A 25782-nucleotide genomic window follows, 5' to 3' on the forward strand; every position below is an offset into this window, starting at 1 on the left:
TCGCGGTCATGGGTCTCAAGACAAATTAACCACATTTTAAGAGATATTAAGAATTTTAACTTTTGGATACCGCCTCGTTTGGGGGGCGGTATCCCTTTGACTTTTAATAGTTATTTTCTGTGCATCTGCGAGAAAAATCGCAAATATCTCAAATTGTTTCCATGCTCCATTTCCGCCGAACGACCGCGCGTGTTCCCATGATCTCAAGGGTTCCGAAGGATCGGAACGACTGGCGACGAAAGGATGGAAACATGATCAAGCTGATGAGAACTGCAGGTCAACCTGTCGAGGCCAAAGGTGGGCTCCTTTTCAACTGGGACGTGCCCGCCGCCGATGCCGCAGGCCGCCCGGCCAACCATAATCTCACCCGCGAAGCGCGACGTTCGAACGTCATTCTTCTCGGAGGTCATCACTCTGCACCGGATTACCGCCCAGATCTCGGCGCGCGCGCGTCTCACGACGCCAAAGCCGCCTGACCCGGATCATTACATTTACAGAAAGGACGAACCCATGACCGACTATTTCGAAAAAGCCCGCCAAGGCCGCATCATCGCGCTGAACCTGCATCAAAGCGGTGCCGTGATGTTCTTTCCCGAAGATATGGAAGACGCCGCCATGACCGCACGGCCTAGCAGCCATCACATCATCACGCAGGTGAGCAAGCCGATGTTTGTCCGCTCGGCGTCTATCACATCCGGCGCGATGATCGACGCGCCGCGCTTGGAAAATGTGGCCAATACGCCGCTCGTTCTGACGGAAGAGCATGCGGTGTCGGCAGAGGACGCCGTTGAAAACGTCCTGCACCTGGTTGCTTAAAGGTCGTTTTGATGCTCTCAGGCCGATAGGTTAAACGGGCAGGAACGACTTCGTTTCGGGATCGTATTGATGCAAATCACCCTCGCCAATATCCGTCCAGAGCCCGTGAAGGGTGAGATCGCCCTTCTCGACGGCCTCGCGGACAAAGGGGAAGCTCATCAGGTTCTCGAGCGACACAAGGATGGATTCTTTCTCGAGGGCGCGTTTGCGTTGATCTTCCGGAATTTGCAGGACGCGTTCGTAGCCAGGGCGGAGGATGTCCATCCAGCGACCGACAAAGGAGGATTTTTCCTCCAACTCCGGCGCATTGCCTGAACACATGTCGTAACAGCCCTGCACACCGCCGCAGTTAGAGTGCCCGAGCACGACGATATGAGCGACCTTCAGTGCGGTGACGGCATATTCCACCGCCGCGGAGGTCCCGTGGTGGTCGCCGTCGTCCGTGAAGGGCGGCACGAGGTTGGCGATATTGCGGTGAATGAAGAATTCGCCCTGATCCGCGCCGAAAATGGATGTCACATGAACACGCGAGTCGCAGCAGGAAATGATGAACGCCCGGGGACGTTGTCCTTCGTCTGCCAGACGGCGATACCAGGACTTGTTTTCCGAAAATGTGGTGGCTTTCCAGCCTTGATAGCGTTGCACCATATAGTTCGGGAGAGGTTTTGCGTATTTCATCGCTGCGTAACTCACTTTGTGGAGGTCAGGGACAATCTCGGCGAATGTAATGAGAGTTTTCGAGGAATTCGAGTGAAAAACCTGTTTCGATTAAACCTTTTCTTGAGGCTGATCGGGCAAGGTCAACACACAGCGCGTGGGGCGCAGGAAAAATTGGGGTATTGATATGGTGGTGGCAAGGTTGCGACCTGATGGGTCGGTGAATGTTGATCGAGACCGTTTGGATCAGCTTTATGATCAGCTAGGGACGTCCGGCGCGGACGGGGTTGTGTCCCGTGCGATGGAGGAGTTGGCGGTTCGGCTATCGAAGGTCGAAAGCAGCTATAAAAGAGGTGAGTTCGAGGAGATGCAGCGCGCTGCACGTTCGATGATCGCCATTTCGGAGCAGATCGGCATGGTCACCTTTGCACAGGTGGCCGAAGACGTGAAAACACTGGCGCTGACGGAAGACAGCACGGCGCTTGCAGCTTGTGTCGCGCGTCTCATGCGGATCGGGGAAAATTCCCTTTTGGCGGTTTGGGACCTTCAGGGCGCCTCGCTTTAAGGGGGATCAAAAAGAATTGGTTCATGTGGTGCCAAAAGGTGCTTGGAACCAGCTTGCAGGTGGCATCGGATGGGCTACTCTTGGGGCGATCCTCAAGAAAGGCCCTATTCGATGCCACTTTCCTTTGCCGCCTCCGGCAGCGCTTCCCTTCCGCTTCATCTCATCACGCCAGACCAGCTCGACGACACGCTGGCCGGTCTCGACCCGGCGCAAGCCGATTGGATCAGGGCGCAGGGATTTACCGCAGCCTCAGGAAGTGTTTGCACCTATCCGGGGGCCTCTGGCATTGCTGGCGCCGTGGCGGGGCTCGGGCCTGACAAGGAGCGGCTGCGTGGACGATTCGCGCTGGGGGCCGTGCGGAAATCTCTCCCGAAAGGTGTTTATCACCTGGAAACGACCCTTGCGGGGGCAGCGCTGGACGAGCAGCTTTTGGGATGGCTATTTGCGGGCTATGTCTTTGATACCTACGCGAAGAAGCCCGCACCCGAGGCCGAACTTATAGCTCCCGAAGGTGCCGATGCCGCACGGCTTGAGGCCATTGCAGCAGGCGAATCCCTCACCCGCGATCTGATCAATACACCCGCCAATGACATGGGGCCTGCGGAGCTGGAAGCTGCCGCAGTCGCACTGGCGAAAGATCATGCTGCGGAGATGTCTGTCATCAGCGGCGCCGATCTTTTGGATCAGAATTTCCCGATGATCCACGCCGTGGGCCGTGCCTCGCCGCGTGCGCCGCGGTTGATCGACATGCGCTGGGGCAAAGCTGGCCCAACGCTGACGCTCGTTGGCAAAGGGGTGTGTTTCGACACCGGCGGGCTGAACCTTAAACCGGGCGCTTCCATGGGGCTGATGAAAAAGGACATGGGCGGAGCGGCCACGGTTTTGGGGCTGGCGAAAATGATCATGGCGCTGAACTTGCCGTTGCAACTGCGCGTGCTGATCCCAGCGGTGGAAAACGCGGTTGATGGCTCTGCCTTCCGCCCGCAAGACATCCTGACCTCGCGCAAAGGTCTGACGGTCGAGATCAACAACACCGACGCCGAAGGGCGTCTGGTTCTGGCCGATGCTCTCGCGCTGGCCGATGAAAGCCCGAGCGATCTGGTGATCTCCATGGCGACGCTGACGGGTGCTGCGCGGGTGGCGCTTGGTCCCGATGTGCCGCCGTTCTTTGCCACAGATGCGGCCGACGCAGGTGTGCTCTCTAAGGCCGCGATGACTGTTGCCGATCCGGTTTGGCAACTGCCCTATTGGGAGCCCTACGAGCCGATGATTGAACCGGGGATCGCCGATCTCGACAACGCGCCTTCGGGCGGCATGGCGGGGGCGATTACAGCCGCTTTGTTCTTGCGGCGTTTCGTGACTGAGACCCCGCGCTACATGCATTTCGACATTTACGGCTGGAATCCTTCGGCCAAACCGGCGCGTCCGAAAGGCGGCGTGGGGCAGGGGGCGCGGGCGATTCTTGCGGCTTTGCCGGAACTGTTGAAACTGTGAGTGATCGTCGTCTGACCCCCGCCAACACGCGTGTGGCCTTGGATGGGTTTGCCCAAGAGGGGCAGGCCGTCGTGACGCCTGAGCGCATGATTGTCTCTGTGCCGTTGGCAGATTTGCGCGCCAGCCCCGAGGGCAAGCGCGACCGTCAATTGCTTTGGGGTGAGGGTTTTGATGTCTTGGAGCGGCGCGAAGGCTGGGCCTTTGGCGTAGCCCTGCGCGATGGCTATGTCGGTTATGTCGATGAGAGCATGCTTGGCGCGGATCAAGTTGCAACGCACCTGATTTCGGTGCGCGCCACGCATCTTTACCCGACCGATTCTTTCAAAGCTGAGGAGGTCACCAGCCTGTCCTTTGGAGCGCGTCTTCGCGTCGTCGATGAACGTCATAAGTTCATGGAAGTCGCGAGCGGCGACGGAACGGAGACGCTTTTCGTCCCCAAGCCCCATATTCGCCCCATCGAACGCCCTTTCGCCGACCCGGTGACCATCGCGCAGCTGTTCTTCGGCACGCCGTATCTTTGGGGCGGGAACTCCGCCTTTGGGATTGATTGCTCTGGTCTGGTTCAGGCGGGGCTTTTGGCCTGTGGCATTTCCTGTCCCGGGGATAGCGATATGCAGCAGAGCCTCGGAGCTGAAGCTACAGGCGGCTATCAGCGCGGCGATTTATTGTTTTGGAAGGGCCATGTGGCCATCTGTGTCGATGACGAGGTGCTGATCCATGCCAATGCGCATCACATGGCGGTGGCCTATGAGCCGATCGCGCGGGCGATCACCCGGATTGAGGCGCAGGGTGACGGGCCGGTGACCGCCCACCGGAGACTCTAGATCACTCCACCGCGCGAATGAGTTTGCGGTCGAACACCCGCAGCACGGTGCGCAGATCCGCACCTCGTTTGAGGATCTGCCCGTCCATGCCGATCACCGCATACATCCCCTGTTTGCCCCGCAGTTTGGGACGCTTTTCGATGCGATAGAGAGGGTGCTCGGCAGTGCGACGAAACACTGCGAATACAGCCACTTCTTTGAGAAAGGACATGCCGTAGTCGCGCCACTCTCCAGCGGCAACCATCCGTCCATAAAGTCCCATGATCGCGCCAAGCTCATGCCGGTCGAAAACGACCTTGTCAGGAGCTTGTGGAGCTTGCGGTTGGCCCGGAAAGGGCGTCGGCGTTTGTATGGTCATAAGGTAAGAGTGGGGCCAATCGTGCAGTAAATCAAGAGAACTCCACCATAAGGCGAGAGGCGCCTTATTCTGGGCGCAAAATGGCCCACGTTTTTTCTTGTTGGGTTCCTCATTTGGCCGGGATGAATCGACATAACGAATGTCAGAGCGAGAACGCTTTGCCCCGGTGCCGCGGTTTAACAGCCCCCACCCAGTTCGTGGCGCCGGGGATCTCGCTCTAAACCAACTTGTCAGGCCGAGGCAGCTCCACTGTCTCGGCTTTTCCTTTATGTGCAGATTTGATGGTGCTGGTGTCAGCCGCACCAGACGCGGGCAATTCGTCCGTCGCGTCCGATGTCGATATTTGTCCTGTTGGGGCGGTAGTCTTCGGTCATGGCCATACCAGGGCGGATTACCCGGACAGGTTCCGGAATGTCGAGCGTGTCGAGCACTGCGGGCAACTCTCCGATCAACGGCGTGATCAGATCTGTGGCGCAGCTAAGATCGTCTGGGGAGGGAATGGCAGGGTCGCGATCCTCTGAGGCGGGGGCCTCGTCTTTGCAGGCCATGAGGGCGCAAAATGAGAGAACGAGAAGACGGGCAGGTGTTTTGATCATGAGCGGGTTCCGTATCGGGCCAAAAACAGGGCGACAGCGCTGTCGATGATCCTGTTTCGCTCTGCCTCATCCACGTCTGTGCGACCGAGGAACAGGCGGGCGGGGAACAGGTGCACCTTGCACAGTTCGGCGAATTGTTCCGCGGCCAGCTCTGGATCGTCAATGTTTAGGACACCTTGAGCGCTGCAACTGGCAAGATATTGCGACAACCTCTCCCTCAGCAGTCCCGGCCCGCTGTCGTAAAATTTCTGACCGATCTCCGGGAAACGCGCGCTTTCGGCGACGGCGATGCGAAACACGGCGATTCCGAAATCCGACAGGATGAAATCAATGATTTTGCGGCCCGCCGCGGGCAGAACGACCTCTGGCGGGTCTGTGATGTCCAGCCGATCCTCCTGCGCGTCTGCTTGCCGTCGGGTTTCGAGGGCTGCTATTTCCAGAAATAGCACGCGTTTGTCGGGGAAATAGCTATAGAGCGTGGCTTTCGACACGCCAGCCTCGCGGGCGATGTCATCGACCGAGGCGCCCTCATAGCCGTCTCGCAAAAACACAGTGCGTGCGCCTGCAATGACTTGATCGAATTTGCGCCCTTTTTTGATGCCGAGGGTCGTATGTGCCATGCTTTGCTCTTTCTATGGCTCGATCTTAGTGCGAGGTTCCCAATTATGGCCAGTGAAAAACCTGCAATGAAGAATACTCTGTCATGCGGCCTGCCCCGTCATCTAAGGTTGTAATGCCAATCTCATGGGGCTTTTTAAAATCTAAACAGATCAGTTTAGATTTCGCAAGTGCAGAATTTCTCCCTTCTGAGTGGCAATTTCTGTTGCAGACTGTGCAAGGTCTTACTAATTTAGAACCATTCTAAATCGGAGATGCCCATGTTCCCCGCCATTGCCAATCGTAAACGCTTTTCCGACCTCAGCGAGCAGGAAATCATCGCTCTGGCGATTTCCTCGGAGGAAGACGACGCGCGGATTTATCGGCAATATGCGGAACATCTGCGGGCCGATTTCCCGGATAGCGCCAAGATTTTCGATGGTATGGCCGAAGAGGAGGACGGGCACAGAGAGGCGTTGATCGCCTTGCACAAGCGTCGGTTTGGAGACGTTATTCCGCTTATTCGTCGCGAACACGTTGCGGGCTATTACACACGCAATCCTGTTTGGCTGATCGGCAACCTCGGCCTTGAGCGTATCCGCGAAGAAGCGCACGCGATGGAGCAGGGCGCCGAGGCCTTTTACCGCAAAGCGGCGGAGCGCACGCAGGACGCCGACACACGGGCGCTTCTTGGGCGGCTAGCGGCAGCGGAGGCCGGTCACGACAGACGTGCGAGTGAGCTGGAGGAGGAGCATCTCGACGATGCGACCCGCAGCGAAGAGGAAAAGACCGCACATCGCCAGTTTGTCCTGACCTGGGTGCAACCGGGTTTGGCGGGATTGATGGATGGCTCTGTCTCGACCCTCGCGCCGATCTTCGCCACCGCTTTCGCGACGCAGGACACGCACACGACCTTCCTCGTAGGCTTGGCGGCCTCCGTCGGTGCCGGGATTTCGATGGGCTTCACCGAGGCCGCCTCTGACGATGGTGAACTCTCGGGCCGTGGCTCGCCGATGAAACGCGGCATTGCTTCGGGTGTGATGACGACTGTGGGTGGCCTGGGGCACGCACTACCCTATTTGATCCCGCATTTTTGGACCGCGACCTTCATTGCCATGGCGGTGGTGTTCATTGAACTCTGGTCCATCGCTTGGATTCAAAAGAAATATATGAACACGCCCTTCATGCGCGCGGCATTTCAGGTTGTGTTCGGGGGCGCTCTGGTGTTCGCTGCGGGCGTGCTCATCGGCGGCGGCTGATTGAGTATTATTGCCACGAAAAAGACGCCAGAAAAGACGGACCCCGTGACCAAGATTTATGTCGATGCTGATGCCTGCCCCGTGAAAGCCGAGGTGGAAAAAGTCGCCACGCGGCATCAAATCCAGTGCCTGCTCGTCTGCAATGGTGGGCTTCGGCCTTCGCAAAATCCCTATGTCGAGATGGTCTTTGTGCCCGATGGGCCGGATGTGGCCGACATGTGGATCGCGGAGCACGCGGGGCGCGGAGACGTGGTGGTCACGGGCGATATTCCTCTGGCCGCGAAAACAGTCGAGGCAGGGGCACGCACGCTCAAGCACGATGGTGAGGCGTTCACGCCGTCCAACATCGGCAATGCTTTGGCGACGCGGGATCTGATGTATGACCTGCGCGCGGCGGACCCGTTTCGACAGGGCGGCGGCAAACCGTTCTCAAAAACGGATCGCTCGCGTTTTCTGGATGCTTTGGAGCGCGCCGTGCAGGGCGCCAAAAGGGATGCGACATGACGATTGAGGCGGTTATTTTCGACATCGGCAACGTGTTGATCGAATGGCAGCCGGAGCGGCATTACGATGCGGTGATTGGCGAAGCCCGGCGCAAGGCGATGTTCGAGGCGGTCGATCTGCATGCGATGAATGATCTGGTCGATCAGGGTCATGATTTCCGCAAGACAATCGAGGCCTGTGCCGCTCAATATCCTGAGTTCAAAGACGAAATCCTGATGTGGTATTTCGATTGGATCAAAATGGCGACGCCTGCGATTCCTGGCTCGGTCAAGATTTTGCGGGCTCTGCGCGCCAAAGGCGTGCCGGTTTTTGCACTGACGAATTTTGGGGTCGAAAGCTTTGAGTATGCCGAAACTCAATACCCGTTTCTGATGGAGTTTGACCGGCGCTATGTCTCCGGGCGGATGGGCTGCGTCAAACCGCATTCCATCATTTTCGAGATGGTCGAAGCCGATTGTAAAATCGTGCCGGAGCGCCTGTTGTTTACCGATGACCGGCAGGACAATATTGCCACCGCCGCCTCGCGCGGATGGCAGACGCATGTGTTCGAGGGGCCGGACGGCTGGGCCGCACGGCTGATCTCAGAGGGGCTTTTGACGGCGGAAGACTTAGCTTAACGCGCGCTCTGCGCGTTGCCCCAAGGGGATTTCCTTGACTGGCAGGTGCACGATCGCGGAGAACGCACCGATGCCGACACCGACCCACCAGACAAGGGTGTAATCGCCATAGAGATCGTACAAACGCCCGCCGAGCCAAACACCCAAAAATGCGCCCAATTGGTGGGAAAAGAACACAATCCCGTAGAGCGTGCCCATGTAGCGCAGCCCGTAGATATGTGCGACGAGCCCCGAGGTCAGCGGCACGGTGGCCAGCCATAGCGCGCCCATAACGACGGAGAATATCAGCACTGATGTGGGTGTGATCGGGAGGGCGATAAAGACGGCGGCTGCGAGCGTGCGGCCGAGGTAAATGCCTGCAAGCAGGTATTTCTTAGAGAACCGATTGCCGAGCCAGCCGGCAAACAAGGTGCCACCAATGTTGGCAAGGCCAATGAGAGAGATCGACACAGCGCCTAAGGCGGAGGTCGTCGAAACGCCTAGGGAGGCCAAAGTGCCAGAGGGGTCAATTGCGCCGCACATCTCGGTCACAAGCGCCGGGAAATGCGCGGTGATAAAGGCGAGCTGATAGCCGCAGGAGAAGAAGCCAAGGAAGATCAGCGTGTAGGTCGGGTCACGAAAGGCCTTGCCGAGAATGGCGCCAAGGCTTTCTTCCAACTCGGCTTTGCTGGCGACATCCGGGCTGCGCATCATCGGCAGGACGGCGAGAGACGCCAGCACGGACGCGGCGAACAGCAGGAATACGTTCTGCCAGGACATGAAGCTCAACAGCCACTCGGCCAAAGGTGCGCCAAAAACCTGACCGGCGGAACCCGCCGCGGTGGCGATGGCCAAGGACATTGAGCGGTTTTCATCACTTGAGGCCCGGCCCACGACGGCCAAAATTACGCCAAAACCGGTGCCCGCGATACCAAAACCCACGAGAGTTTCGTAGAATTGATGCGCGAGCGGTGAGACCGCCATAGAGGACAACACAAGTCCCGCCGCATAGGTCACAGCGCCCAGAATGATCGCCTTGCGATCCCCGATGCGCTCGGCCAAGGCGCCGAAAATCGGCTGGCCGATGCCCCAAAACAGGTTTTGGATCGCAATCGCCAGAGAAAACTCGGCGCGGGGCCAGTTGAATTCTGTGGCAATCGGGATCTGAAATACGCCGAAAGACGCGCGGATCGCAAAGCTGATGACGATGACGACACAGCCGGCGATGAGGACGGGCGTGATGAGGGGCGTGCGTGTTTGGGACATCGGGGTCTCCTTTGCCACAGGTTTCGGCAAAATTGAGCTTGCGGTCAATCGAATGATCAAGATGGTGTGCATCATCTTTCCTTATGCGTTGGCGCGCAGTAGGAACGGGGCATGACAACGTTGATGGACATTTACGCGGCCCGTGTGGCCGAAGGCACGCTGCGCGCCGATCCGGCGCAAGAGGCGGTCTTGCCGCTGTTGGAGCGGGTGCGCTCCGATCTTGCCAATCTGCCGACGAAGAAGGGCTTGATGTCCCTGATCGGTGGTCGCAAAAAGCCCGAAGCCGTGCTGGGGCTTTATCTATGGGGCGGTGTGGGGCGTGGCAAATCCATGCTGATGGACCTGTTCTATGAACACTCTCCCGTGCCCGCGCGCCGCGTGCATTTTCACGCCTTCATGCAAGAGGTCCAGGCCGGGATCGAGGCCGCGCGCAAGGCCGGAACCTCGGACGCCATTGCGCCCGTCGTCGATAAGCTTTCGCATGAGATCAAACTCTTGTGCTTTGATGAAATGCAGATCACGGACATCGCCGATGCGATGATCGTGGGGCGGCTGTTCGAGGGGCTGTTTGCCAAGGGTGTGACCGTGGTCACCACCTCCAACCGTGTGCCGGACGATCTTTATAAGGACGGGCTGAACCGGCAATTGTTCCTGCCCTTCATCGAGATTTTGAAACAGAAGCTCGAGGTGCATCACCTGCATTCGCCGGTGGATTATCGGCAGGGGCGCCTGACTGGGACGCCCGTGTATTTCCATCCGGTGACGGGTGATGTGCGCGCGACGATCAACGACATCTGGAACGACCTGACCGGCGGCGCGACAGAGAGCCTGACGCTTAAGGTCAAAGGCCGTGATGTGGTCCTGCCAAAGTTCCACAACGGCATCGCACGGGCGACATTTTGGGATCTTTGCGGTCAGATGTTCGGGCCGGGGGACTACCTTGTGATCGCCGATGCGGTGAAGCTTTTGATTCTCGAAGACATCCCGCGTCTGACGCGTGGCAATTTCAACGAGGCGAAGCGGTTCGTGACCTTGATCGACGCGCTCTACGAGGCCAAAGTGCGCACGGTCTGCACCGCCGTCGATGAGCCGGAGCGGCTTTATATCGAAGGCGCAGGGGCGTTCGAGTTTGAACGTACCGCCTCGCGGTTGCGGGAGATGCAAGATAAAGATTGGGGGGAGGATAGTAAGTCCTAAGACTTACTTCCCTGCCAAAATCTCCCGCACGCGCGGTGCGACCTCTTCGCCGTAGAGACGGATCGTGTCCATGATCGCGTCATGGCTCACAGGACCGGCGGAATATTTAAGGTCAAAACGATCTAGCCCCAGCACAGAGACAGTGGCCGCGATTTTCTGTGCGACTGTTTCGGGCGAGCCGACAAAGAGCGCGCCGTGATCCACCTCATGTTCAAAGGCCTCGCGCGTCAAAGGCGGCCAGCCGCGGCTGCGGCCGATGCGTTGATGCATGATCCGGTAGCCGTCGAAATAGCGATCGCGGGCCTCGGCGTCCGTCTTGGCGATATGCCCCGGCGAATGCGCCCCTAGCGGCAACATCGGCGCATCCATTTGCTTGCGCACGTCGCGGTAAAGATCGGCAAAGGGTTTGAACCGCGCGGGGCTGCCGCCGATGATCGCAAGCGTCATGGAGACATCGTTGGTGGCCGCGCGCACCACCGATTGCGGGGTGCCGCCAACACCGAGCCAGACGGGGATCGGGCGTTCGGGACGCGGGTAGACCGCCTGCTGTTTCAACGCGGTGCGGTGACGTCCTGACCAGCTGACTTTGTCTTGCGTGGTCAAAAGTTTGAACAGTTCGAATTTCTCTTCGAACAGCATTTCGTAATCCGAGAGATCAAAGCCGAAGAGCGGAAAGCTTTCGGTGAACGAGCCTCGCCCCAGCGTGATCTCGGCGCGACCATTGGAGATCGCTTGCAGCGTGGAGAAGCGCTGAAACACCCGGATCGGATCGTCGGAGGAGAGGACCGTGACGGCGGAGGTCAGTTTAACCTTCGAGGTCTGCGCGGCGATGGCGGAAAGCACGGGTTCGATGGCGGAGACGGCGAAATCCGGGCGGTGATGTTCGCCAAGGCCGAACACATCGAGGCCGACCTGATCGGTCAATACGCCTTCCGCGATGACGTTGCGAATGACCTGACCCTGCGGCAAATCATTGCCGTTTTCGTCCCATGTGACGTCGCCAAATGTGTCTACGCCGAATTCCAAAGCCATGTCCTGTCTCCTTACACTTGCAGACAGAGATACGGTGTGTGTGCCCAAACGCAAACACGCGCGGGCGCACAGAAGCTGTTCGAAACGCTCTTAGCCGTTGGTTTGCAGCACATGCCCCGCGAGGTAGAGCGATCCGCAAATCAGGATGCGCGCCTCTGGATGGTCCGCGACGATGCCTTGGATCGCGGAGAGCACGCTGTCGGCTTCGAACGTGTCGAACCCTTCGGCGCGGGCGAACTCGGCGGTTTCATGCGCCGACAACGTGGCCTGAGAATCCGGGATCGATACGGCGATCAGCTGTTCCGTGTGACTTTTGAGTGGACGCAGATAGCCGCTGACGTCTTTCGTGCTGAGCATGCCGCAGATCATATAGGTCGGGCGCTTGGGCAGGCGATCCAGCGCTTCGGCAAGGGCGATCCCTGCCGCCGGGTTATGCCCGCCATCGAGCCAAAGCTCGGCCTTGGGGGCTGCGTCGATCAGAGGTCCGGTTTTCAGGCGCTGCATGCGCGCAGGCCAATAGGCGTCGGTGAGGGCAGCCTCAAGCGCGTCGTCACCATAGCCCATGTGACGCAGCGCAGCGATGGCGGCGCCTGCGTTGATGATCTGGTGATGCCCAAGAAGGCGCGGCAAGGGCAGATCTCGCAGGCCGGTTTCGTCTTGGAAAATCAACCGGCCACGCTCTTCCCAAACATGCCATTCCTGACCGTAGCGCAGCAAAGGTGCGCCGAGGCGGGCGGCGGTGGCTTCGATCACGTCCAAAGCTTCGTCCGGCTGCGGGCCGACAACACAGGGCACGCCGCGTTTGATGATCCCGGCCTTCTCGCCCGCAATTGCGGTGAGCGTTTCGCCGAGGAATTGCGTGTGGTCGATGGAAATCGGTGTGATGATCGACAGCTCAGGCGCCTCGATCACATTGGTGGCGTCGAGGCGCCCGCCAAGGCCCACTTCCAACAGGGTGTAATCGGCTGGCACCCGCGACATGGCGAGGATGCCGGCCACGGTGGTGATCTCGAAATAGGTGATCGGCTCACCGCCATTGGCGCGTTCGCATTCTTCGAGCACGTCCATCAGGTCAGGCTCGGAAATCAGCTCTCCGGCCAGACGGATGCGTTCATGAAACCGCGCCAGATGCGGCGAGGTATAGGCGTGGACGTTTTTGCCCGCCGCCTCAAGACCAGCGCGGATCATCGCCTGAGTGGAGCCTTTGCCATTGGTGCCCGCGATATGGATCACGGGCGGCAATTTGCGCTCCGGATGATCCAAAGCGTCAAGAAGGCGCCAGACACGATCAAGGACAAGATCAATGATCTTGGGATGCAGGGACATCAGCCGGTCGAGGATGACGTCGGAATTTTGGGCGGTCACTTTTGCGCGTCCTTGTTTCCGCTCTTGGCGGAGGGCGTTTCAGATTTGGCCGGTTCTGCCGGAGCCTCTTCCGCTTTCGGCGCAGGCAATTCGCCCGCAACCGCTGGCGGCAGGCCGCCCAGCATCCGCAGAATGGTGACCAGCTCGTCCTTCATTTTCGTGCGATGTGTGACGCGGTCGAGCATGCCGTGATCCAAAAGGTATTCGGCGCGCTGGAAGCCTTCGGGCAGTTTCTCGCGGATCGTCTGTTCGATCACACGGGGACCCGCGAAACAGATCAGCGCGTTGGGTTCGGCAATCTGCACATCGCCCAACATCGCGTAAGACGCCGTCACGCCGCCCGTGGTCGGGTGGGTGAGGACGACGATATAGGGCAGACCCGCCTCTTTGAGCATTTCAATCGCCACAGTGGTGCGCGGCATCTGCATCAGGGAGAGAATCCCCTCCTGCATCCGGGCGCCACCGGCAGCGGAGAACATGATGAAGGGGCGTTTCAATTCAATCGCGCGCTCTGCGCCAGCGATGAAGGCGTTGCCGACATACATGCCCATGGAGCCGCCCATGAATGAGAAATCCTGAGCCGCAGCCACGACAGGCGTGCGACCGATCTCACCCTCGGCAACGAGCATGGCTTCTTTCTCGCCCGTGGATTTCTGGGCGGCGCGCATGCGGTCCGGGTATTTCTTTTGATCGCGGAATTTCAGAGGGTCTTCAATCGGCTCGGGAACTTTGACCTCGGAAAAAATGCCGCCATCGAACATCGCCTTGAACCGCGCCCGCGGCGTGATGTGCATATGGTGGTCGCAATTGGTGCAGACGTTCTGGTTCTCCGCTAATTCGCGGTGGAACAGCATGGTGCCGCACTCCGGGCATTTCGTCCAAAGATTGTCCGGCGTCTCATGTTTCGAGAACAGCGAATTGATCTTCGGGCGGACGTAGTTCGAGATCCAGTTCATGCGCGGGCCTTTGGACGTTACGTGACGGGGCGTTACTTGTGGCCCCAGATAAGCCTCTTGCGGATGAATTGCAATCAACGCCTGATCGCGAGCCGCGCGACGAGCCAGCTTGTGATCAACAGGAGCGTTTGAAACACCATCACTTTCGGGTCGGCCAAAAGCACGGATGGCTCCTCTGTCTGCACGAAAAGCGCGAAGCCAGACATCATATCCTGTTGTGCCGCCAAGAGGATGGGGCTGACATTGTTGACGAGATGAAGGGCGATGGCCGGACCGATGGTGCCGGAGCGCATGGTCAGATCACCCGCCAAAAGGCCAAACCCCATGGCCCAAATCACGGGAAAAAACGCGGCCACGCCTTCCAGAGAGCCATTCATATGTGCCAGTCCGAACAGAACGGCGGAGGCGGCAAGCCCCAGCGGATAAGATCCGGTGGAGCCAGCGATTTGGCTTTGAAGATAGCCGCGAAAGAACAGCTCTTCTGCGGTGACCTGAATCATCAGTCCCAAAAGTGCGAAGGGGAGCCAGAACAACCACGTCCGGGGCTCTAGGTTTGCGACAACTTCTGTGTCTCCATCCCACGGCAGGAAAAAGATCAGCGCGGTAAAGCCCACGATCCATTTAAGTGTCGTGACAAACTGCGCACGCATGAGAGCGCCGGGACCCGTGATGTCACGCAAGCTGCGGGCGTGTAGCCGTCTTGCCATCCAAATCGTGCCAAATGCGACCAGCAAAAAGCCTGAGAGTATGGTGAACATTCCGCCGGGGGTTGCCCCAACCGCCAGACCACGCGCCCCGAACTGGAACGGGGCGAGATTGGGGGCAAAATGGCTGATGAGCGCGAAAAGCACCGGTGTTAGGATGAGGCCGATCAGAATGATCCCTACAATCGAAAGCCCCGCGCGCCACAGTTCAGGCCGACGCATCGCCGAGGCGATGATCGGCGCATAGGGATGATGAGCGGGGGGATGGGGGGAGGTGCGATCGGACATGAAGCTCTCGGAAAACGGTTTCTCGAGCGATAGCATGGGGATGTGTGTAGGGGAAGCAATCGACCAAGCGCGGGATTTCGCCGATTGACACATCTGTGTGACGTGGGGTGGCTTGGAAGCCGGGAAGAGGCCCTGTATGCCGTGCCGGAATCGCTTCCGGCTTGGGAGGCTGTGTGTCCAAAGGGGGATAGGGTCGATGAAAAAGATGTTTTGGGCGATGTGCGCCCCGGTTTTCGCCCTTGTCTTGTCGGCCTGCACCCTTGAAACGCCGGGAACGGGGCCGCGCCCTCCGAGCGCGGTGACGTTGCCGACCACCGGGCTGACTGTGTCAGGGCCGAGCGGGTTTTGCGTCGATACCGGCTCGATCCGGGACGGGGCTAACGGTGGTTTCGTCCTGTTGGGCAGCTGCACCGGCCTGAGCGGTGGCAACAATCCCAGTCTCAAGGGCAAAACCGCGGTTCTGACCCTTTCCGCCTCCGCCCCTTTGGCACAAGACGAGAGCTTTGATGCGCCGAGTGTCGAGGCCTTCTTTGCCTCCGAGACCGGGCGCAAGGCTCTGTCGCGCAGCGGATCGGCGCGCACGGTGACGTTGATCGAGAGCGAGGTCGAGAACGGGCGGCTGTGGCTTCATGCCCGTGACAGCGCGCCCAACATGTTGGCCGGGCAGAGCGACGAATACTGGCGGGCCCTGTTCGTGCTGAAAGGCCGTTTGGTCACTGTGACGGCCACGCCTTTTAACGAAGCGCCCATGCCTGAGGCGGGTCTGCGCAAGTTGTTGGACCGCTTTGTCTCTGATCTGCAGCGCCGCAATCCCGAGCCGCTTTAAAATACTGTTGCCGAAAAGGAACCAAACTCTGGAATCTTCTCGTCTTTGTTGAGTAGAAACCTTTGTCGGACATAGTAAAGCTCTGAAGAGTTTAGCAAGGGTTTGGGAATGCGGCGCCGCCTCAGAAATCTGATTGAAAAAAGGTTCAATACCATCTCGACCCGGCGCTGGTCGCGACGCGCAAAGACTGCGGACCAGCTGAGTGTGCGGGCCCTGCGCCGTCTTCGGGGGCAGGCACGGTCTTTGCGCTGGGAAATCGACCGGTTTCTGTTTTTGGCCGACGGACGTCTCGCGCTGCCGCTCATCGGGTCGAACGCGATGCAGTTGCCGCTGTACACCGATTGGTCGCATCGTCCGGAATTGTGGCGCGGACCGATTACACCGCAAGGCGCCTCCACTGTGCCGAACAAGGCATTGATCGGCTCCGAGGCGACGCTCTATCACGATTGTAAAATCTCTGAACTGACCTATCGACAGGTGCGCAACACGTTAGAGGAAGACCTTGCGCCCTTTGGTCTGCGTCTTGAGGTGTTTCGGTTCGACGGCTCCTTTTTGTCGCTGTCCATTGAGGTGCCGGACGACGTGTGTGACGGTCTGAGCCGTCGTCATATCGTGCGGCTGGATTATGCGGTGGATATGGAGAAAGGGTTGGAGATTTTCGCCCGTCTCAATGTGAAACACGGCCCCAATCTGGAACAGGTGGTCCGCGAGTTGCCGCTTCACACCGACGAAGGCCATGTGGATTTCGATCTTGCTTACACCAAGCTCAACGAGAAGCGGGTTGAAAAGCTATGGATCGATTTGATTTTCGAAGGCCCGGAGATGAATCAAGTGTTCATCCGGGATTTGACCCTGTCGCGCCGTCCGCGCGCTGAACTGTGAGGGATATGAGCGATGGATGAGGTGACATTGGTCAAAACGCGGCTTCAGGCGGGAATTTGGGAGGGCGAATTGCATGTGCCGGATGTCGTCGCCACCTTGCCGGAGATCGAAGTGACTTATCTTGATCAGCCGGTGCAGGGTCACACGCTCTCTGAGGACACCGAACGCGACGGCGTCTGGTTCTTTCGCTTTGCAGTGCCCGCGGAGTTGATCAACGACGGGGTGCAGACCTTTGTGATGACGGACCGCGCCACGGGTCAGGTGCTCAATTCGTTGTCCATGATTGCGGGCGAGGGGCTGTCCGAAGACATTCGTGCGGAGATGGATCTTTTGCGGCAAGAGTTGGACCTGTTGAAACGGGCTTTCCGTCGGCATTGTCTTGAGACCGGCACCAATTGATGTCGATGTCACATTGATCTGACGTCGCGTTTCGGGTGACATCCCGCCTGCGCCTGCGCATTTTGGCGCCCAAGGTTGGCGTAAAGGGAGGCACGCGACATGACCCACTATCCGCATCTTTTGGCCCCGCTCGATCTGGGCTTTACCACCCTGCGCAACCGCACTCTGATGGGGTCGATGCACACTGGGCTCGAAGAGCGCGGGGATTGGGAGGCGGTCTCGGCCTTTTACGCCGCACGGGCCAAAGGGGGGGCTGGCCTCATCGTCACCGGCGGTATGGCCCCCAATGCTGAAGGCGGGGTGTTCCCCGGCGCTGCGGGTCTGTTCACGGATCAAGACATCGCCAACCATCGCAAAGTCACCGACCGCGTCCATGCCGAGGGCGGCAAGATCGCGATGCAGATTCTGAATGCGGGCCGCTATGCCTATGGCCCCAACTGCATCGCCCCCTCCGCGATCAAATCGCCGATTTCGCCGTTCAAACCGACCGAATTGGATGAGGCGGGGATCGAAAAGCAGATTGCGGATTACGCCACCGCCGCCGCTCGCGCCAAAGAGGCGGGCTATGATGGTGTCGAAGTCATGGGGTCCGAAGGCTACCTGATCAACCAGTTTCTCGTCACCCACACCAACCGGCGCGAGGACGACTGGGGCGGCTCTTATGAAAACCGCATGCGCTTCGCCATCGAGGTGGTGAAACGCTGCCGCGAAGCTGTCGGGCCCGAGTTTATCATTATCTACCGCATTTCTATGATCGACCTCATTCCCAATGGTTCGACCTGGGAAGAGGTCGTTCAACTGGCGAAAGAGGTCGAAAAAGCCGGGGCGACGATCCTCAACACCGGCATCGGCTGGCATGAGGCGCGCGTGCCGACGATTGCCACCTCCGTGCCGCGTGCGGCTTTCACCGATGTGACCAAACGCATGATGGGTGAGGTGACGATCCCGGTCATTACCTCGAACCGCATCAACCACCCGCAGGTCGCCGAGGATGTGCTCTCTGAGGGCTGTGCCGATATGGTCTCCATGGCGCGGCCGTTTTTGGCCGATCCCGATTTCGTTGCCAAGGCCAGCGCCGGCAAACCCGAGGAGATCGCGCCCTGTATCGCCTGTAACCAGGCCTGTCTCGACCACACGTTTTCCGGCAAGCTCACCTCTTGTCTGGTGAACCCGCGCGCCTGTCATGAAACCGAACTGAAATACACACCTACCGAGACGCCCAAATCGGTCGCCGTTGTCGGTGCAGGCCCCGCGGGTCTCATGGCGGCGCTCGTTGCCGATCAGCGCGGGCATAAGGTGACCTTGTTTGACAAAAGCGAGGAGCTTGGCGGCCAGCTCAATATGGCCAAACAGGTGCCAGGCAAAGAGGAATTCTTTGGCCTTGTTGATTGGTTCAAAACCAGCGTCGCCGGTTCCGACATCACCGTGCGTCTCGACACAGAGGTTACGGCGGACATGCTCGCCATTTTCGATGAGATCATTATCGCGACCGGCGTCGTCCCGCGCGATCCCGAGATTCCGGGCCAAGATGAGCACGGCAATGTCGTCACCTATATAGATGTGCTGCGGGGCACCCGTGTCGCCGGGCCGCGTGCCATTGTGATCGGGGCAGGTGGCATTGGCTTCGACGTTGCGGAGTATTTGACCACTGCGATCAGCCCGACACTCAATCTGACCGAATGGAAAGAGGAATGGGGCATCACCGACCCGGTGCAGGACCGGGGAGGCCTATCGCCGCAAGGTCCGCAACCGGAACCGCCCGCGCGTCAGGTGACACTGCTGCAACGCAAATCCGAGAAGCCGGGCAAGCGTCTCGGCAAAACCACGGGATGGATCCACCGCGCCGCGCTTCAGATGAAAGCGGTCAAGATGATGGGCGGCGTCACCTATGACCGGATCACGTCCGAAGGCCTCTGGATCACGAAGGACGGTGCGCCGCAATTGATCGAGGCCGACACCATCGTGCTTTGCACCGGACAGCTGTCTGAACGCAGTCTTGCCGAAGTCTTGGAGGCCCGAGGCAGGTCCTGCCATGTGATTGGTGGCGCTGATGTGGCAGCGGAGCTTGACGCCAAACGGGCCATCGATCAGGGCGCCCGACTTGCCGCAATCCTCTAAGCTGTTTCCTTTGTTGCAAAAAAATACTCCTGCCGGCGGCAAAATTCGGCAGGAGATTTATGAAACCGTCATATTTCGTCCGTGTTTCCTGTGATTCAACGATCCCGGAAAGACCACGCTATTGTCCCCCGCCTTCCCCATTCTTGCCTGATTTGGCCACGATAAATTCTCCTCAGGGGCCAAGAACGTAGGTAAAATTAAATGGACCGACTGACTGAAATGGAAGCCTTTGCCACGGTGGTGGATCAAGGCGGTTTCACGGATGCAGCCAAGAAGATGGGGATCTCTAAATCCGCCGTTTCCAAACACGTTTCTGCGCTTGAGGCCCGTCTTGGCGCCCGTCTTCTCAATCGCACCACCCGCCGCGTGTCTCCGACGGAGATCGGCTTGGCCTATTACGACCGCGCGCGCCGTGTTTTGAATGATGCGGGCGAGGCGGATGCCCTTGTCACTTCGATGCAATCTGCGCCCTCGGGCCTCTTGCGCATTTCCGTTGCGACCGATTTTGGGGTGAATCATCTGTCGCCGGTGCTCGGCGAATTCCTGTCTGAATTCCCTGACATCACCGTGAATATGGTGCTGAACAACCGCTATGTCGAACTGATTTCCGAAGGCTTCGACATGGCTGTGCGCATCGGCGAGTTGGAAGACAGCACGCTGCGTGCGCGCAAGCTGACGGAAACCACTAAACGCATGGTCGGCTCGCCGTCGTATTTCCAAAAATACGGTCGCCCGCAGAAGATCGACGATCTGAATGAGCACAAGCTGCTGCACTATTCCAACCAGTCGAACGGCGCCGTGTGGAAGCTCACCGCGCCGTCGGGTGAAAAGCGTCAGGTGCGCACCGCCGGGTGGTTGACGGTCAACGACGGCCAGTCTTTGTTGAACGCTTGTATCTCCGGTCTCGGTATCGCGTATCTGCCGTCGTTCCTCTACGCTGATGCGATGGAGCAAGGGCTGATTGAAGAGGCGATCCCGGATTTGCCGACTGAGACACAAGGCATCTATGCCGTCTATCCGCCGGGTCGTTTTACCCAGCCGAAAGTGCGCGCTTTCATCGATTTCCTTGTCCATTCTTTTGCCGAAAAAGGCCCGGACAACTGGTGAGCGCGACCTAAATTTCTGTCGACACTATTGGGTCGAGGCGATCACCGCTTCGACCCTTCTGTTTTGCTCGCGCCCCTCAGGCGTGGCGTTCGAGACGCGCGGTGCAAGATAGCCGATGCCGTCGGCGCTGATCTGGCCAGAGGGCACACCATAGGTGTTGATCAGCCGCTGTCGCACAGCCTGCGCGCGCTGGCGCGACAGGTTGGTGTTGCTCTCAAGCGCGCCGGTATTATCCGTGTGACCGACCAGAATGATCCGCACGTCGGGATGGGATGTCAGGTAGGCCGCAAGGTTTTGCAGAGAGGTGAACGGCCCGGTTCCGAGCGTCGCAGAGCCTGTATCAAAGGCCAGATCATCCAAGACAACGCGCCCGCGGGCCTCGAGACGGGTCACCAAGTCGCCGGTCGCGGGTGAGGGGCGAAGAGATTGGGTCAAATTCGTTTGGCTGGGCGTCGTCAGTTCAAGGGGCGGCGCGTCAGAGGGCGTTACCGTGCTGATCTGAACAAAGCCTGCGCCCGGCGCATGGCTGGTCAAAAGAGCAACGACGCGCCCGTCGGCATGTTCGGCGACCAGATATTCATAGTCGCTCAGGTCCACATGCATCGCGGGTTCTGGCAGGACATCGAGCTGATAGCGGAAATCAAAGCCGCCACAAACTGTGTCGGCGCAAGAAAAGAGGGTTTGAAACCCTTCCGACTCCAACTGACTGCGCAGCGGCGTGATCAATTGGCGACTCGTCAGCGACGTACCTGTTACACGGTAAGCGACCCGTTCGACATCGCCTTCGGCCATGATCCTAGGCGTGTCAGCGCCCTGATAGGGGCCGGTCGGAAAGGGCTCGGCGGAGGTCAGTTCGCTTTGTCGTGCGGTTTCAGAGGCCGCCCCGGGCAGGTCGAGCGCCGCGGCGGCACAAGCCGATACAAGCCCATAAAAGGCAGAGGTCAGGCAAAAAGCGAGGCGCGGGGTCAGTCTCATGCGTGTCCGGTCAAAACTTTGGTTCTGTAGTGGTACTGGCCCACCTCTTCCATTCCAAGCGAAGAATAGAGCGCAAGTGCTGCCCTATTCGCCCGCGTGACCTGAAGTGCGAGGCTGTGGGCCCCGTTCGCGCGCGCCCAATCAGCAGCCAGCGCCATCATCGCGCGGGCAAGACCTCGGCGTCGCGCGGGCAGGGCAATTTCCAAGGCGTGAAGCGCGGCGATGCCATTATGCATGGCGACAAATCCGGTGCCGGCGGGCGTGTCTTCGAGGCGTCCAAGCAGCGTGCATTTCGGCTCAGGCGCGCGCAGCATGATCGCGATCCGCGAAGGTCCGATGCCACCCTCGGCCCAAATCTCCCGCTGGATGGCGGTTGGTGGCCAAGAGACATACCCATCTTTGGCGTGAGCGGGGGCAAACCGGTCCAAGGGTGCCACGAGGCAGGCCACAGGATCAAACATCCGGTAGCCGCGCGCATCGAGTGCCGCATCAAAGGACTCTTCGTCGCTGCGAATTTGGAACAGGGCGTTACGCCCGTCCTTGGCAAAACGAGCCTCAATCTCGTCCAGCGCGCTGTCTGTCAGGTCACCATCGAGCGTTGCTGCCGACACGCGGCTGCCTCCGTTCGCCCCATCACGGTAGGTGAACGGCCCAAGGCTTTCGCGCGTCAAAGGCGGCCAAGTCGCCTCGAAGGCTTGAAACAGGTCAGGCCTGTTCATTGGCGGGGAAAATTGTGGCCAGCTCCAAAATTGCGGCATCGACCATCGCGCCGTCCTGCCCGCGGATTACAATATTGGTGCCAAAGGCCCCATCGCGGCTGAAGGGGTAGGACCCCATGGAAAGGGCGGGGTATTTCGCGGCCAATGTGCCCAGAGGCTCGGCCACGGCGCTTTCGGGCCGGTCGATGCGATAGGTCTGCGACAACAAAGGCTTGCCGCCGGTGAGCGTGGGCAAAAGTCCCGCGACCATGGCGATAAAGACGCTCGGCACGCCTGCCATGACATGGACATTCTCTACAGAGAACCCCGGAGCAATAGAGACTGGATTTTCGATCAGGGTGGCGCCTTCGGGAATGCGGGCCATGCGCATGCGGGCCTCGTTGAACTCGACGCCGCGCCCCTCGTAATGCGCGGCCAAAAGCGCGCGGGCATCCTCGCGCACATCAATGGAGCGCCCAAAAGCGGCGGCAATGCAATCGGCGGTGATGTCGTCATGGGTCGGCCCAATGCCGCCGGAGGTGAAGACATGGGTGTATTTCGAAGACAGAGTTTGAACTGCCTCGACAATCGCTTCGCTGTCATCGGAGACCACGCGCGCCTCTTTGAGATCAATGCCGACGCGGGTCAATTCACCGGCGAGGTGATACATATTCGCATCGCGGGTCCGACCCGAGAGGATCTCGTCCCCGATGATGAGAATGGCGGCGGTGGGATTGTGATCGGTCATGTCTCGCCCTCCTTGAGCGGCTGTTACATTGGGTATAGGCCTCTCCCCATGCGCTTTCAAACTGATCTGATCCCCGCCACGCTTTTGCGCCGCTATAAACGCTTTCTCGCAGACATTCGTCTCGAAGACGGGCGCGAGGTGACGGCGCATTGTCCGAACCCCGGGTCTATGATGGGGCTGTCCGATCCGGGCACGCGCGTCTGGGTCGAACCCAATGACGATCCGAAGAAAAAGCTCAAATTCGGGCTGCGGATTGTCGAGCTGGAGGCCGCGCGGGTGGTGGTCGACACTGGCGTTGCCAATCGTGTGGTGAAGGAGGCACTTGAGGTCGGTCAAGTGTCGGGGCTGACGGGCGATGTGCGGGCCGAGGTCAAATATGGTGAAAACTCGCGCGCGGATTTTCTGGTGAGGCAGGGGGACCAAAACATCTGGGTTGAGGTGAAATCCGTGACGCTTTCACGCGAAACCGGATTGGCCGAATTCCCGGACGCCAAAACCGCGCGGGGCGCAAAACACCTCTCCGTTCTGGCCGATCAAGTGGCTAAGGGCGACCGGGCCGTGATGCTCTATCTCGTCTCGCGCGATGATTGCGACCGCTTTCATCCCGCCGCCGACATCGACCCGACCTATGCGGCGGCAGAGGCGGCGGCGCGGGCGGCGGGGGTCGAGATCATGGTCTTCCCAGTCGAAATCACACCGCAGCAGGTCGTTTTTGTGCCCCGGGCTTTGCATCAGATGTAATCCTCCGGCACTGGCCCTTTCTGCGCAAAGCCCTTATATCGGGTCGAAAGATAACGGAGTGGACCCTTGGACGAGACGCATCGCGGCCGCATCACCAAAGACGGAATTCGGATTTACGAGGACGCCGATTTTGCCGGCATGCATGCCGCCGGTCAGGTCGCATCGCAAATCCTCGATGAGGTCGGCCCTCTGGTCGTGCCGGGGGCGACGACCGCAGAAATCGATGCTTTCATCGAACGCCGAGTGACGGAACTGGGCACCACCTCGGCGACCATCGGTTACAAAGGCTACAAACACGCCTCCTGCATTTCGACCAACCATGTGGTCTGTCACGGCATCCCCGGCGCGAAAATTCCGGGGCATAAAGATGATACGTTGCTGGAAGGCGATATCATCAACATCGACGTGACGGTGATCAAGGACGGTTGGTTCGGCGACACCAGCCGGATGTATTTCGTCGGTCAGCCGAAGAAATTCGCCGAACGCCTCGTGCAAGTGACCCATGACTGCCTGATGTATGGCATCGAACAGGTGAAGCCCGGCAACACCTTCGATGACATCGCGCGCGCGATCCAAGAACATGCGCATAAGAACCGCATGTCGGTGGTGCGTGATTTCTGTGGCCATGGTCTGGGCCGGGTGTTCCACGCGCCGCCAAATGTCCTTCACTACGTGCCGCATCGCCGCGCGGGCGAGACCGCCCCGGTGCTTGAAGAGGGTATGTTCTTTACCATTGAGCCTATGATCAATCTGGGCCGCCCCGAGACGAAAGTGCTCGGCGACGACTGGACCGCGATCACCAAGGACAAGAAGCTGTCCGCCCAGTTCGAACACTCGATCGGGGTGACTGCGACCGGGTGCGAGATCTTCACCCTCTCTCCGGGGAACATCTATTTCCCGACATATTGAGACAAACGCTAAGGCGGAGACTGAAAAGTTCTCCGCTTTTTCTTTATGAAACAAAGGACTGACTGATTGGTCAGAGAAAAGATAGGTTCAGGCTGTTGCGAGATACCCGTAAGCGGACTAGCAAATTGCCAAGTTTGAGCGATCCTGAATACGCGGTCGCGCTCACAGCCTGAAGGAGGCCTGCCGATGAACCACCTCTTGAAATCCGCCGCTCTCGCCGCTCTGCTCACCGCGACCGGAACCCTGTCCGCGGCTGCGCAGGAGGTAACTCTCCGGTTCCAGCATTTCGTATCCCCGAAAGCCGGCTCCGCCACCTATTTCATGGAGCCTTGGGCCCGCAAAGTCGAGAAAGACAGCGGTGGGCGCATCAAGGTCGAGATTTACCCGCTGATGCAGCTCGGCGGCAAAGCGCCGGATCAATATGACCTGATCCGTGACGGCGCCATCGACGGCGGCTGGATCATCCCGGGCTATCAGCCGGGTCGTTTTCCGGAAACCGAAGCCATCGAGCTGCCGTTTGTCTCACTGAAATCGGCGGAACTCTCGTCGATGGCGGCGTGGGAATTTACCCAAGAGCACCTTATGGACGATTTCGCCGACATCCACATTCTGGCGGCCCACACTCATGGTGAGGGGTTGGTTCACAAGAAAGGCGAACCGATCCGTCAGGTCGAAGACTTCGAAGGTCTGAAACTCCGTGCGCCGACCCGCACCTCGACGCTTTTGCTCGAGAAAATGGGTGCGACGCCCGTTGGCTTGCCGGTCCCTGCCTTCCCCGAGGCGCTGTCCAAAGGCGTTCTGGATGGTGGCATCATCACTTTCGCCATGTCGCCGTCGTTGAAACTCGACGAGTTGACCGACGCGGAAACCGACGTGGCGGGGGATCGGTCGTTTTATAACCTTTATTTCCTTTGGGCGATGAACAAGGCGAAATACGACAGCCTGCCCGATGATCTGAAAGAGGTGATCGACCGCAACTCCGGTCTTATGGCCTCGCGTTGGTCCGGCATCGCCTATGACATGGGCGACGACGATGGCGTGAAAGTCATTGCGGCGAGCGACAATGCGGTCAACGTGTTGAGCGAGGAGGAGACCACAAAGATCACCGCCTTGGGCGACGAGGTCGTAGCCGACTGGATCGCCGAGATGGACGAGAAAGGCTTCGATGGTGAAAAGCTTGTAGCCGATGTGAAAGCGGCGATGGAGCATGCGCAGGATGCGGCGCCTTGGGTCGATGCGCAGGGCGCAGCTTATACGATCACCACGGAATAATTTCTGTGATCATTTGAGAAAAGGCCGCCTTTG

29 protein-coding genes are annotated in these 25782 nt (G+C 59.1%); 17 read left to right on the forward strand and 12 right to left on the reverse strand.

The genetic code is table 11. The features are described from left to right. Nucleotides 1-251 precede the first annotated feature (251 nt). Nucleotides 252-476, forward strand: a complete 225-nt coding sequence (locus J5Y17_RS01990; RefSeq protein ID WP_219783517.1) for a hypothetical protein — start codon at nt 252-254, stop codon at nt 474-476. A 34-nt stretch (nt 477-510) separates the two neighbouring features. After that, a complete protein-coding gene (locus J5Y17_RS01995; protein WP_219783518.1) occupies nt 511-816 on the forward strand; it encodes a hypothetical protein in 306 nt (101 codons plus the stop codon). Nucleotides 817-846: 30 nt separating this feature from the next. On the opposite strand, the gene J5Y17_RS02000 is transcribed toward J5Y17_RS01995, so the two are convergent. After that, nucleotides 847-1494, reverse strand: a complete 648-nt coding sequence (locus J5Y17_RS02000) for a carbonic anhydrase (protein ID WP_219783519.1) — start codon at nt 1492-1494, stop codon at nt 847-849. 199 nt (nt 1495-1693) lie between these two features. Between J5Y17_RS02000 and J5Y17_RS02005 the strand changes: the two genes are divergently transcribed. The 3 genes from J5Y17_RS02005 (at nt 1694) to J5Y17_RS02015 (ending at nt 4356) form a co-directional block, all read left to right on the forward strand. After that, a complete protein-coding gene (locus J5Y17_RS02005) occupies nt 1694-2038 on the forward strand; it encodes a hypothetical protein (RefSeq protein ID WP_370628820.1) in 345 nt (114 codons plus the stop codon). Nucleotides 2039-2149: 111 nt separating this feature from the next. After that, nucleotides 2150-3532, forward strand: a complete 1383-nt coding sequence (locus tag J5Y17_RS02010) for a M17 family metallopeptidase (RefSeq protein WP_219783521.1) — start codon at nt 2150-2152, stop codon at nt 3530-3532. After that, nucleotides 3529-4356 carry an NlpC/P60 family protein gene (locus J5Y17_RS02015; RefSeq protein WP_219783522.1) on the forward strand — a complete coding sequence of 276 codons (828 nt, stop codon included), beginning with the start codon at nt 3529-3531 and terminating at the stop codon, nt 4354-4356. The genes J5Y17_RS02010 and J5Y17_RS02015 overlap by 4 nt, the downstream gene beginning before the upstream one ends. Before the next feature lies 1 nt (nt 4357). Here J5Y17_RS02015 and J5Y17_RS02020 read toward each other — a convergent pair whose 3' ends face one another. The 3 genes from J5Y17_RS02020 to J5Y17_RS02030 form a co-directional block, all read right to left on the reverse strand. Continuing rightward, nucleotides 4358-4714 carry a DUF2794 domain-containing protein gene (locus tag J5Y17_RS02020; RefSeq protein WP_219783523.1) on the reverse strand — a complete coding sequence of 119 codons (357 nt, stop codon included), beginning with the start codon at nt 4712-4714 and terminating at the stop codon, nt 4358-4360. Nucleotides 4715-5007: 293 nt separating this feature from the next. After that, nucleotides 5008-5310 (reverse strand): I78 family peptidase inhibitor, encoded by a 303-nt coding sequence (locus tag J5Y17_RS02025; protein ID WP_219783524.1) that lies wholly within the window; start codon nt 5308-5310, stop codon nt 5008-5010. Further along, nucleotides 5307-5930, reverse strand: coding sequence for a TetR/AcrR family transcriptional regulator (locus tag J5Y17_RS02030; protein WP_219783525.1), 624 nt, complete (start codon nt 5928-5930; stop codon nt 5307-5309). The genes J5Y17_RS02025 and J5Y17_RS02030 overlap by 4 nt, the downstream gene beginning before the upstream one ends. Nucleotides 5931-6188: 258 nt before the next feature. Here J5Y17_RS02030 and mbfA point away from each other — a divergent pair, with 258 nt between their 5' ends. Genes mbfA through J5Y17_RS02045 form a run of 3 tightly spaced genes read left to right on the forward strand, consistent with a single transcriptional unit; the run spans nt 6189 to nt 8287 of the window. After that, a complete protein-coding gene (gene mbfA / locus J5Y17_RS02035) occupies nt 6189-7166 on the forward strand; it encodes an iron exporter MbfA (RefSeq protein WP_219783526.1) in 978 nt (325 codons plus the stop codon). Between the two features lie 45 nt (nt 7167-7211). Then, the gene (locus J5Y17_RS02040) at nt 7212-7670 is read left to right on the forward strand and encodes a YaiI/YqxD family protein (RefSeq protein WP_219783527.1); all 459 of its coding nucleotides are present in this window, start codon (nt 7212-7214) and stop codon (nt 7668-7670) included. After that, nucleotides 7667-8287: an HAD family phosphatase gene (locus J5Y17_RS02045; protein ID WP_219783528.1), complete on the forward strand. Its 621-nt coding sequence runs from the start codon at nt 7667-7669 to the stop codon at nt 8285-8287. Before J5Y17_RS02040 ends, J5Y17_RS02045 begins: the two co-directional genes overlap by 4 nt. Here J5Y17_RS02045 and J5Y17_RS02050 read toward each other — a convergent pair. Then, on the reverse strand, nt 8279-9532 hold the full coding sequence (locus J5Y17_RS02050; RefSeq protein ID WP_219783529.1) for an MFS transporter: 1254 nt from the start codon (nt 9530-9532) through the stop codon (nt 8279-8281). The two genes, J5Y17_RS02045 and J5Y17_RS02050, sit on opposite strands and share 9 nt — an antisense overlap. Before the next feature lie 111 nt (nt 9533-9643). On the opposite strand from J5Y17_RS02050, the gene zapE reads away from it, so the two are divergent. Then, the gene (gene zapE, locus J5Y17_RS02055; RefSeq protein ID WP_219783530.1) at nt 9644-10729 is read left to right on the forward strand and encodes a cell division protein ZapE; all 1086 of its coding nucleotides are present in this window, start codon (nt 9644-9646) and stop codon (nt 10727-10729) included. A gap of 3 nt (nt 10730-10732) precedes the next feature. Here the strand turns inward: zapE and J5Y17_RS02060 are convergent, their stop codons facing one another. The 4 genes from J5Y17_RS02060 to J5Y17_RS02075 form a co-directional block, all read right to left on the reverse strand. Then, nucleotides 10733-11761: an LLM class flavin-dependent oxidoreductase gene (locus J5Y17_RS02060; protein ID WP_219783531.1), complete on the reverse strand. Its 1029-nt coding sequence runs from the start codon at nt 11759-11761 to the stop codon at nt 10733-10735. Nucleotides 11762-11851: 90 nt separating this feature from the next. Further along, complete coding sequence (locus J5Y17_RS02065; protein ID WP_370628821.1) at nt 11852-13126, reverse strand: folylpolyglutamate synthase/dihydrofolate synthase family protein; 1275 nt, start codon at nt 13124-13126, stop codon at nt 11852-11854. Beyond that, nucleotides 13123-14082, reverse strand: coding sequence for an acetyl-CoA carboxylase, carboxyltransferase subunit beta (gene accD / locus J5Y17_RS02070; RefSeq protein ID WP_219783532.1), 960 nt, complete (start codon nt 14080-14082; stop codon nt 13123-13125). The genes J5Y17_RS02065 and accD overlap by 4 nt, the downstream gene beginning before the upstream one ends. A gap of 74 nt (nt 14083-14156) precedes the next feature. Then, entirely contained in the window at nt 14157-15074 is a 918-nt protein-coding gene (locus J5Y17_RS02075; RefSeq protein WP_219783533.1) for a CPBP family intramembrane glutamic endopeptidase, read from the reverse strand. Between the two features lie 196 nt (nt 15075-15270). Here J5Y17_RS02075 and J5Y17_RS02080 point away from each other — a divergent pair, with 196 nt between their 5' ends. The 5 genes from J5Y17_RS02080 (at nt 15271) to J5Y17_RS02100 (ending at nt 20406) form a co-directional block, all read left to right on the forward strand. Beyond that, entirely contained in the window at nt 15271-15900 is a 630-nt protein-coding gene (locus tag J5Y17_RS02080) for a hypothetical protein (protein ID WP_219783534.1), read from the forward strand. Nucleotides 15901-16008: 108 nt separating this feature from the next. Beyond that, the gene (locus tag J5Y17_RS02085) at nt 16009-16782 is read left to right on the forward strand and encodes a DUF6478 family protein (RefSeq protein WP_219783535.1); all 774 of its coding nucleotides are present in this window, start codon (nt 16009-16011) and stop codon (nt 16780-16782) included. Nucleotides 16783-16794: 12 nt separating this feature from the next. Then, a complete protein-coding gene (locus J5Y17_RS02090) occupies nt 16795-17181 on the forward strand; it encodes a hypothetical protein (RefSeq protein WP_219783536.1) in 387 nt (128 codons plus the stop codon). Between the two features lie 99 nt (nt 17182-17280). Next, nucleotides 17281-19299, forward strand: coding sequence for an FAD-dependent oxidoreductase (locus J5Y17_RS02095; protein WP_219783537.1), 2019 nt, complete (start codon nt 17281-17283; stop codon nt 19297-19299). Nucleotides 19300-19500: 201 nt separating this feature from the next. After that, nucleotides 19501-20406 (forward strand): LysR family transcriptional regulator, encoded by a 906-nt coding sequence (locus tag J5Y17_RS02100; protein WP_219783538.1) that lies wholly within the window; start codon nt 19501-19503, stop codon nt 20404-20406. A 24-nt stretch (nt 20407-20430) separates the two neighbouring features. On the opposite strand, the gene J5Y17_RS02105 is transcribed toward J5Y17_RS02100, so the two are convergent. From J5Y17_RS02105 to J5Y17_RS02115, 3 genes are read right to left on the reverse strand one after another with little or no spacing between them, the layout of a single operon-like run. After that, nucleotides 20431-21381, reverse strand: coding sequence for an OmpA family protein (locus J5Y17_RS02105; RefSeq protein ID WP_219783539.1), 951 nt, complete (start codon nt 21379-21381; stop codon nt 20431-20433). Further along, nucleotides 21378-22100, reverse strand: a complete 723-nt coding sequence (locus J5Y17_RS02110; protein ID WP_219783540.1) for a GNAT family N-acetyltransferase — start codon at nt 22098-22100, stop codon at nt 21378-21380. The genes J5Y17_RS02105 and J5Y17_RS02110 overlap by 4 nt, the downstream gene beginning before the upstream one ends. Next, entirely contained in the window at nt 22087-22827 is a 741-nt protein-coding gene (locus tag J5Y17_RS02115; RefSeq protein WP_219783541.1) for a molybdopterin-binding protein, read from the reverse strand. The genes J5Y17_RS02110 and J5Y17_RS02115 overlap by 14 nt, the downstream gene beginning before the upstream one ends. Nucleotides 22828-22875: 48 nt before the next feature. On the opposite strand from J5Y17_RS02115, the gene sfsA reads away from it, so the two are divergent. From sfsA to J5Y17_RS02130, 3 genes are all read left to right on the forward strand, one after another. Beyond that, nucleotides 22876-23568, forward strand: coding sequence for a DNA/RNA nuclease SfsA (gene sfsA / locus J5Y17_RS02120; protein WP_219783542.1), 693 nt, complete (start codon nt 22876-22878; stop codon nt 23566-23568). A gap of 66 nt (nt 23569-23634) precedes the next feature. Continuing rightward, nucleotides 23635-24477 (forward strand): type I methionyl aminopeptidase, encoded by an 843-nt coding sequence (gene map / locus J5Y17_RS02125; protein ID WP_219783543.1) that lies wholly within the window; start codon nt 23635-23637, stop codon nt 24475-24477. Between the two features lie 186 nt (nt 24478-24663). After that, on the forward strand, nt 24664-25749 hold the full coding sequence (locus tag J5Y17_RS02130) for a TRAP transporter substrate-binding protein (RefSeq protein WP_219783544.1): 1086 nt from the start codon (nt 24664-24666) through the stop codon (nt 25747-25749). The last annotated feature ends 33 nt before the right edge of the window (nt 25750-25782 follow it).

The sequence above is a fragment of the Celeribacter sp. PS-C1 genome (assembly GCF_019429625.1).
Classification (GTDB): domain Bacteria; phylum Pseudomonadota; class Alphaproteobacteria; order Rhodobacterales; family Rhodobacteraceae; genus Celeribacter.

Bases quoted from the DNA above. Each gene is read 5' to 3' on its own strand.
- J5Y17_RS01990 (WP_219783517.1), top strand. From the start codon at position 252: ATGATCAAGCTGATGAGAACTGCAGGTCAACCTGTCGAGGCCAAAGGT.
- J5Y17_RS02100 (WP_219783538.1), top strand. From the start codon at position 19,501: ATGGACCGACTGACTGAAATGGAAGCCTTTGCCACGGTGGTGGATCAA.
- J5Y17_RS02095 (WP_219783537.1), top strand. From the start codon at position 17,281: ATGACCCACTATCCGCATCTTTTGGCCCCGCTCGATCTGGGCTTTACC.
- J5Y17_RS02080 (WP_219783534.1), top strand. From the start codon at position 15,271: ATGAAAAAGATGTTTTGGGCGATGTGCGCCCCGGTTTTCGCCCTTGTC.
- J5Y17_RS02115 (WP_219783541.1), bottom strand. From the start codon at position 22,827: ATGACCGATCACAATCCCACCGCCGCCATTCTCATCATCGGGGACGAG.
- accD (WP_219783532.1), bottom strand. From the start codon at position 14,082: ATGAACTGGATCTCGAACTACGTCCGCCCGAAGATCAATTCGCTGTTC.
- J5Y17_RS02030 (WP_219783525.1), bottom strand. From the start codon at position 5,930: ATGGCACATACGACCCTCGGCATCAAAAAAGGGCGCAAATTCGATCAA.
- J5Y17_RS02085 (WP_219783535.1), top strand. From the start codon at position 16,009: ATGCGGCGCCGCCTCAGAAATCTGATTGAAAAAAGGTTCAATACCATC.
- J5Y17_RS02105 (WP_219783539.1), bottom strand. From the start codon at position 21,381: ATGAGACTGACCCCGCGCCTCGCTTTTTGCCTGACCTCTGCCTTTTAT.
- J5Y17_RS02090 (WP_219783536.1), top strand. From the start codon at position 16,795: ATGGATGAGGTGACATTGGTCAAAACGCGGCTTCAGGCGGGAATTTGG.
- J5Y17_RS01995 (WP_219783518.1), top strand. From the start codon at position 511: ATGACCGACTATTTCGAAAAAGCCCGCCAAGGCCGCATCATCGCGCTG.
- J5Y17_RS02050 (WP_219783529.1), bottom strand. From the start codon at position 9,532: ATGTCCCAAACACGCACGCCCCTCATCACGCCCGTCCTCATCGCCGGC.
- J5Y17_RS02025 (WP_219783524.1), bottom strand. From the start codon at position 5,310: ATGATCAAAACACCTGCCCGTCTTCTCGTTCTCTCATTTTGCGCCCTC.
- J5Y17_RS02045 (WP_219783528.1), top strand. From the start codon at position 7,667: ATGACGATTGAGGCGGTTATTTTCGACATCGGCAACGTGTTGATCGAA.
- J5Y17_RS02000 (WP_219783519.1), bottom strand. From the start codon at position 1,494: ATGAAATACGCAAAACCTCTCCCGAACTATATGGTGCAACGCTATCAA.
- zapE (WP_219783530.1), top strand. From the start codon at position 9,644: ATGACAACGTTGATGGACATTTACGCGGCCCGTGTGGCCGAAGGCACG.
- J5Y17_RS02020 (WP_219783523.1), bottom strand. From the start codon at position 4,714: ATGACCATACAAACGCCGACGCCCTTTCCGGGCCAACCGCAAGCTCCA.
- mbfA (WP_219783526.1), top strand. From the start codon at position 6,189: ATGTTCCCCGCCATTGCCAATCGTAAACGCTTTTCCGACCTCAGCGAG.
- J5Y17_RS02075 (WP_219783533.1), bottom strand. From the start codon at position 15,074: ATGTCCGATCGCACCTCCCCCCATCCCCCCGCTCATCATCCCTATGCG.
- sfsA (WP_219783542.1), top strand. From the start codon at position 22,876: ATGCGCTTTCAAACTGATCTGATCCCCGCCACGCTTTTGCGCCGCTAT.
- J5Y17_RS02060 (WP_219783531.1), bottom strand. From the start codon at position 11,761: ATGGCTTTGGAATTCGGCGTAGACACATTTGGCGACGTCACATGGGAC.
- J5Y17_RS02130 (WP_219783544.1), top strand. From the start codon at position 24,664: ATGAACCACCTCTTGAAATCCGCCGCTCTCGCCGCTCTGCTCACCGCG.
- J5Y17_RS02110 (WP_219783540.1), bottom strand. From the start codon at position 22,100: ATGAACAGGCCTGACCTGTTTCAAGCCTTCGAGGCGACTTGGCCGCCT.
- J5Y17_RS02010 (WP_219783521.1), top strand. From the start codon at position 2,150: ATGCCACTTTCCTTTGCCGCCTCCGGCAGCGCTTCCCTTCCGCTTCAT.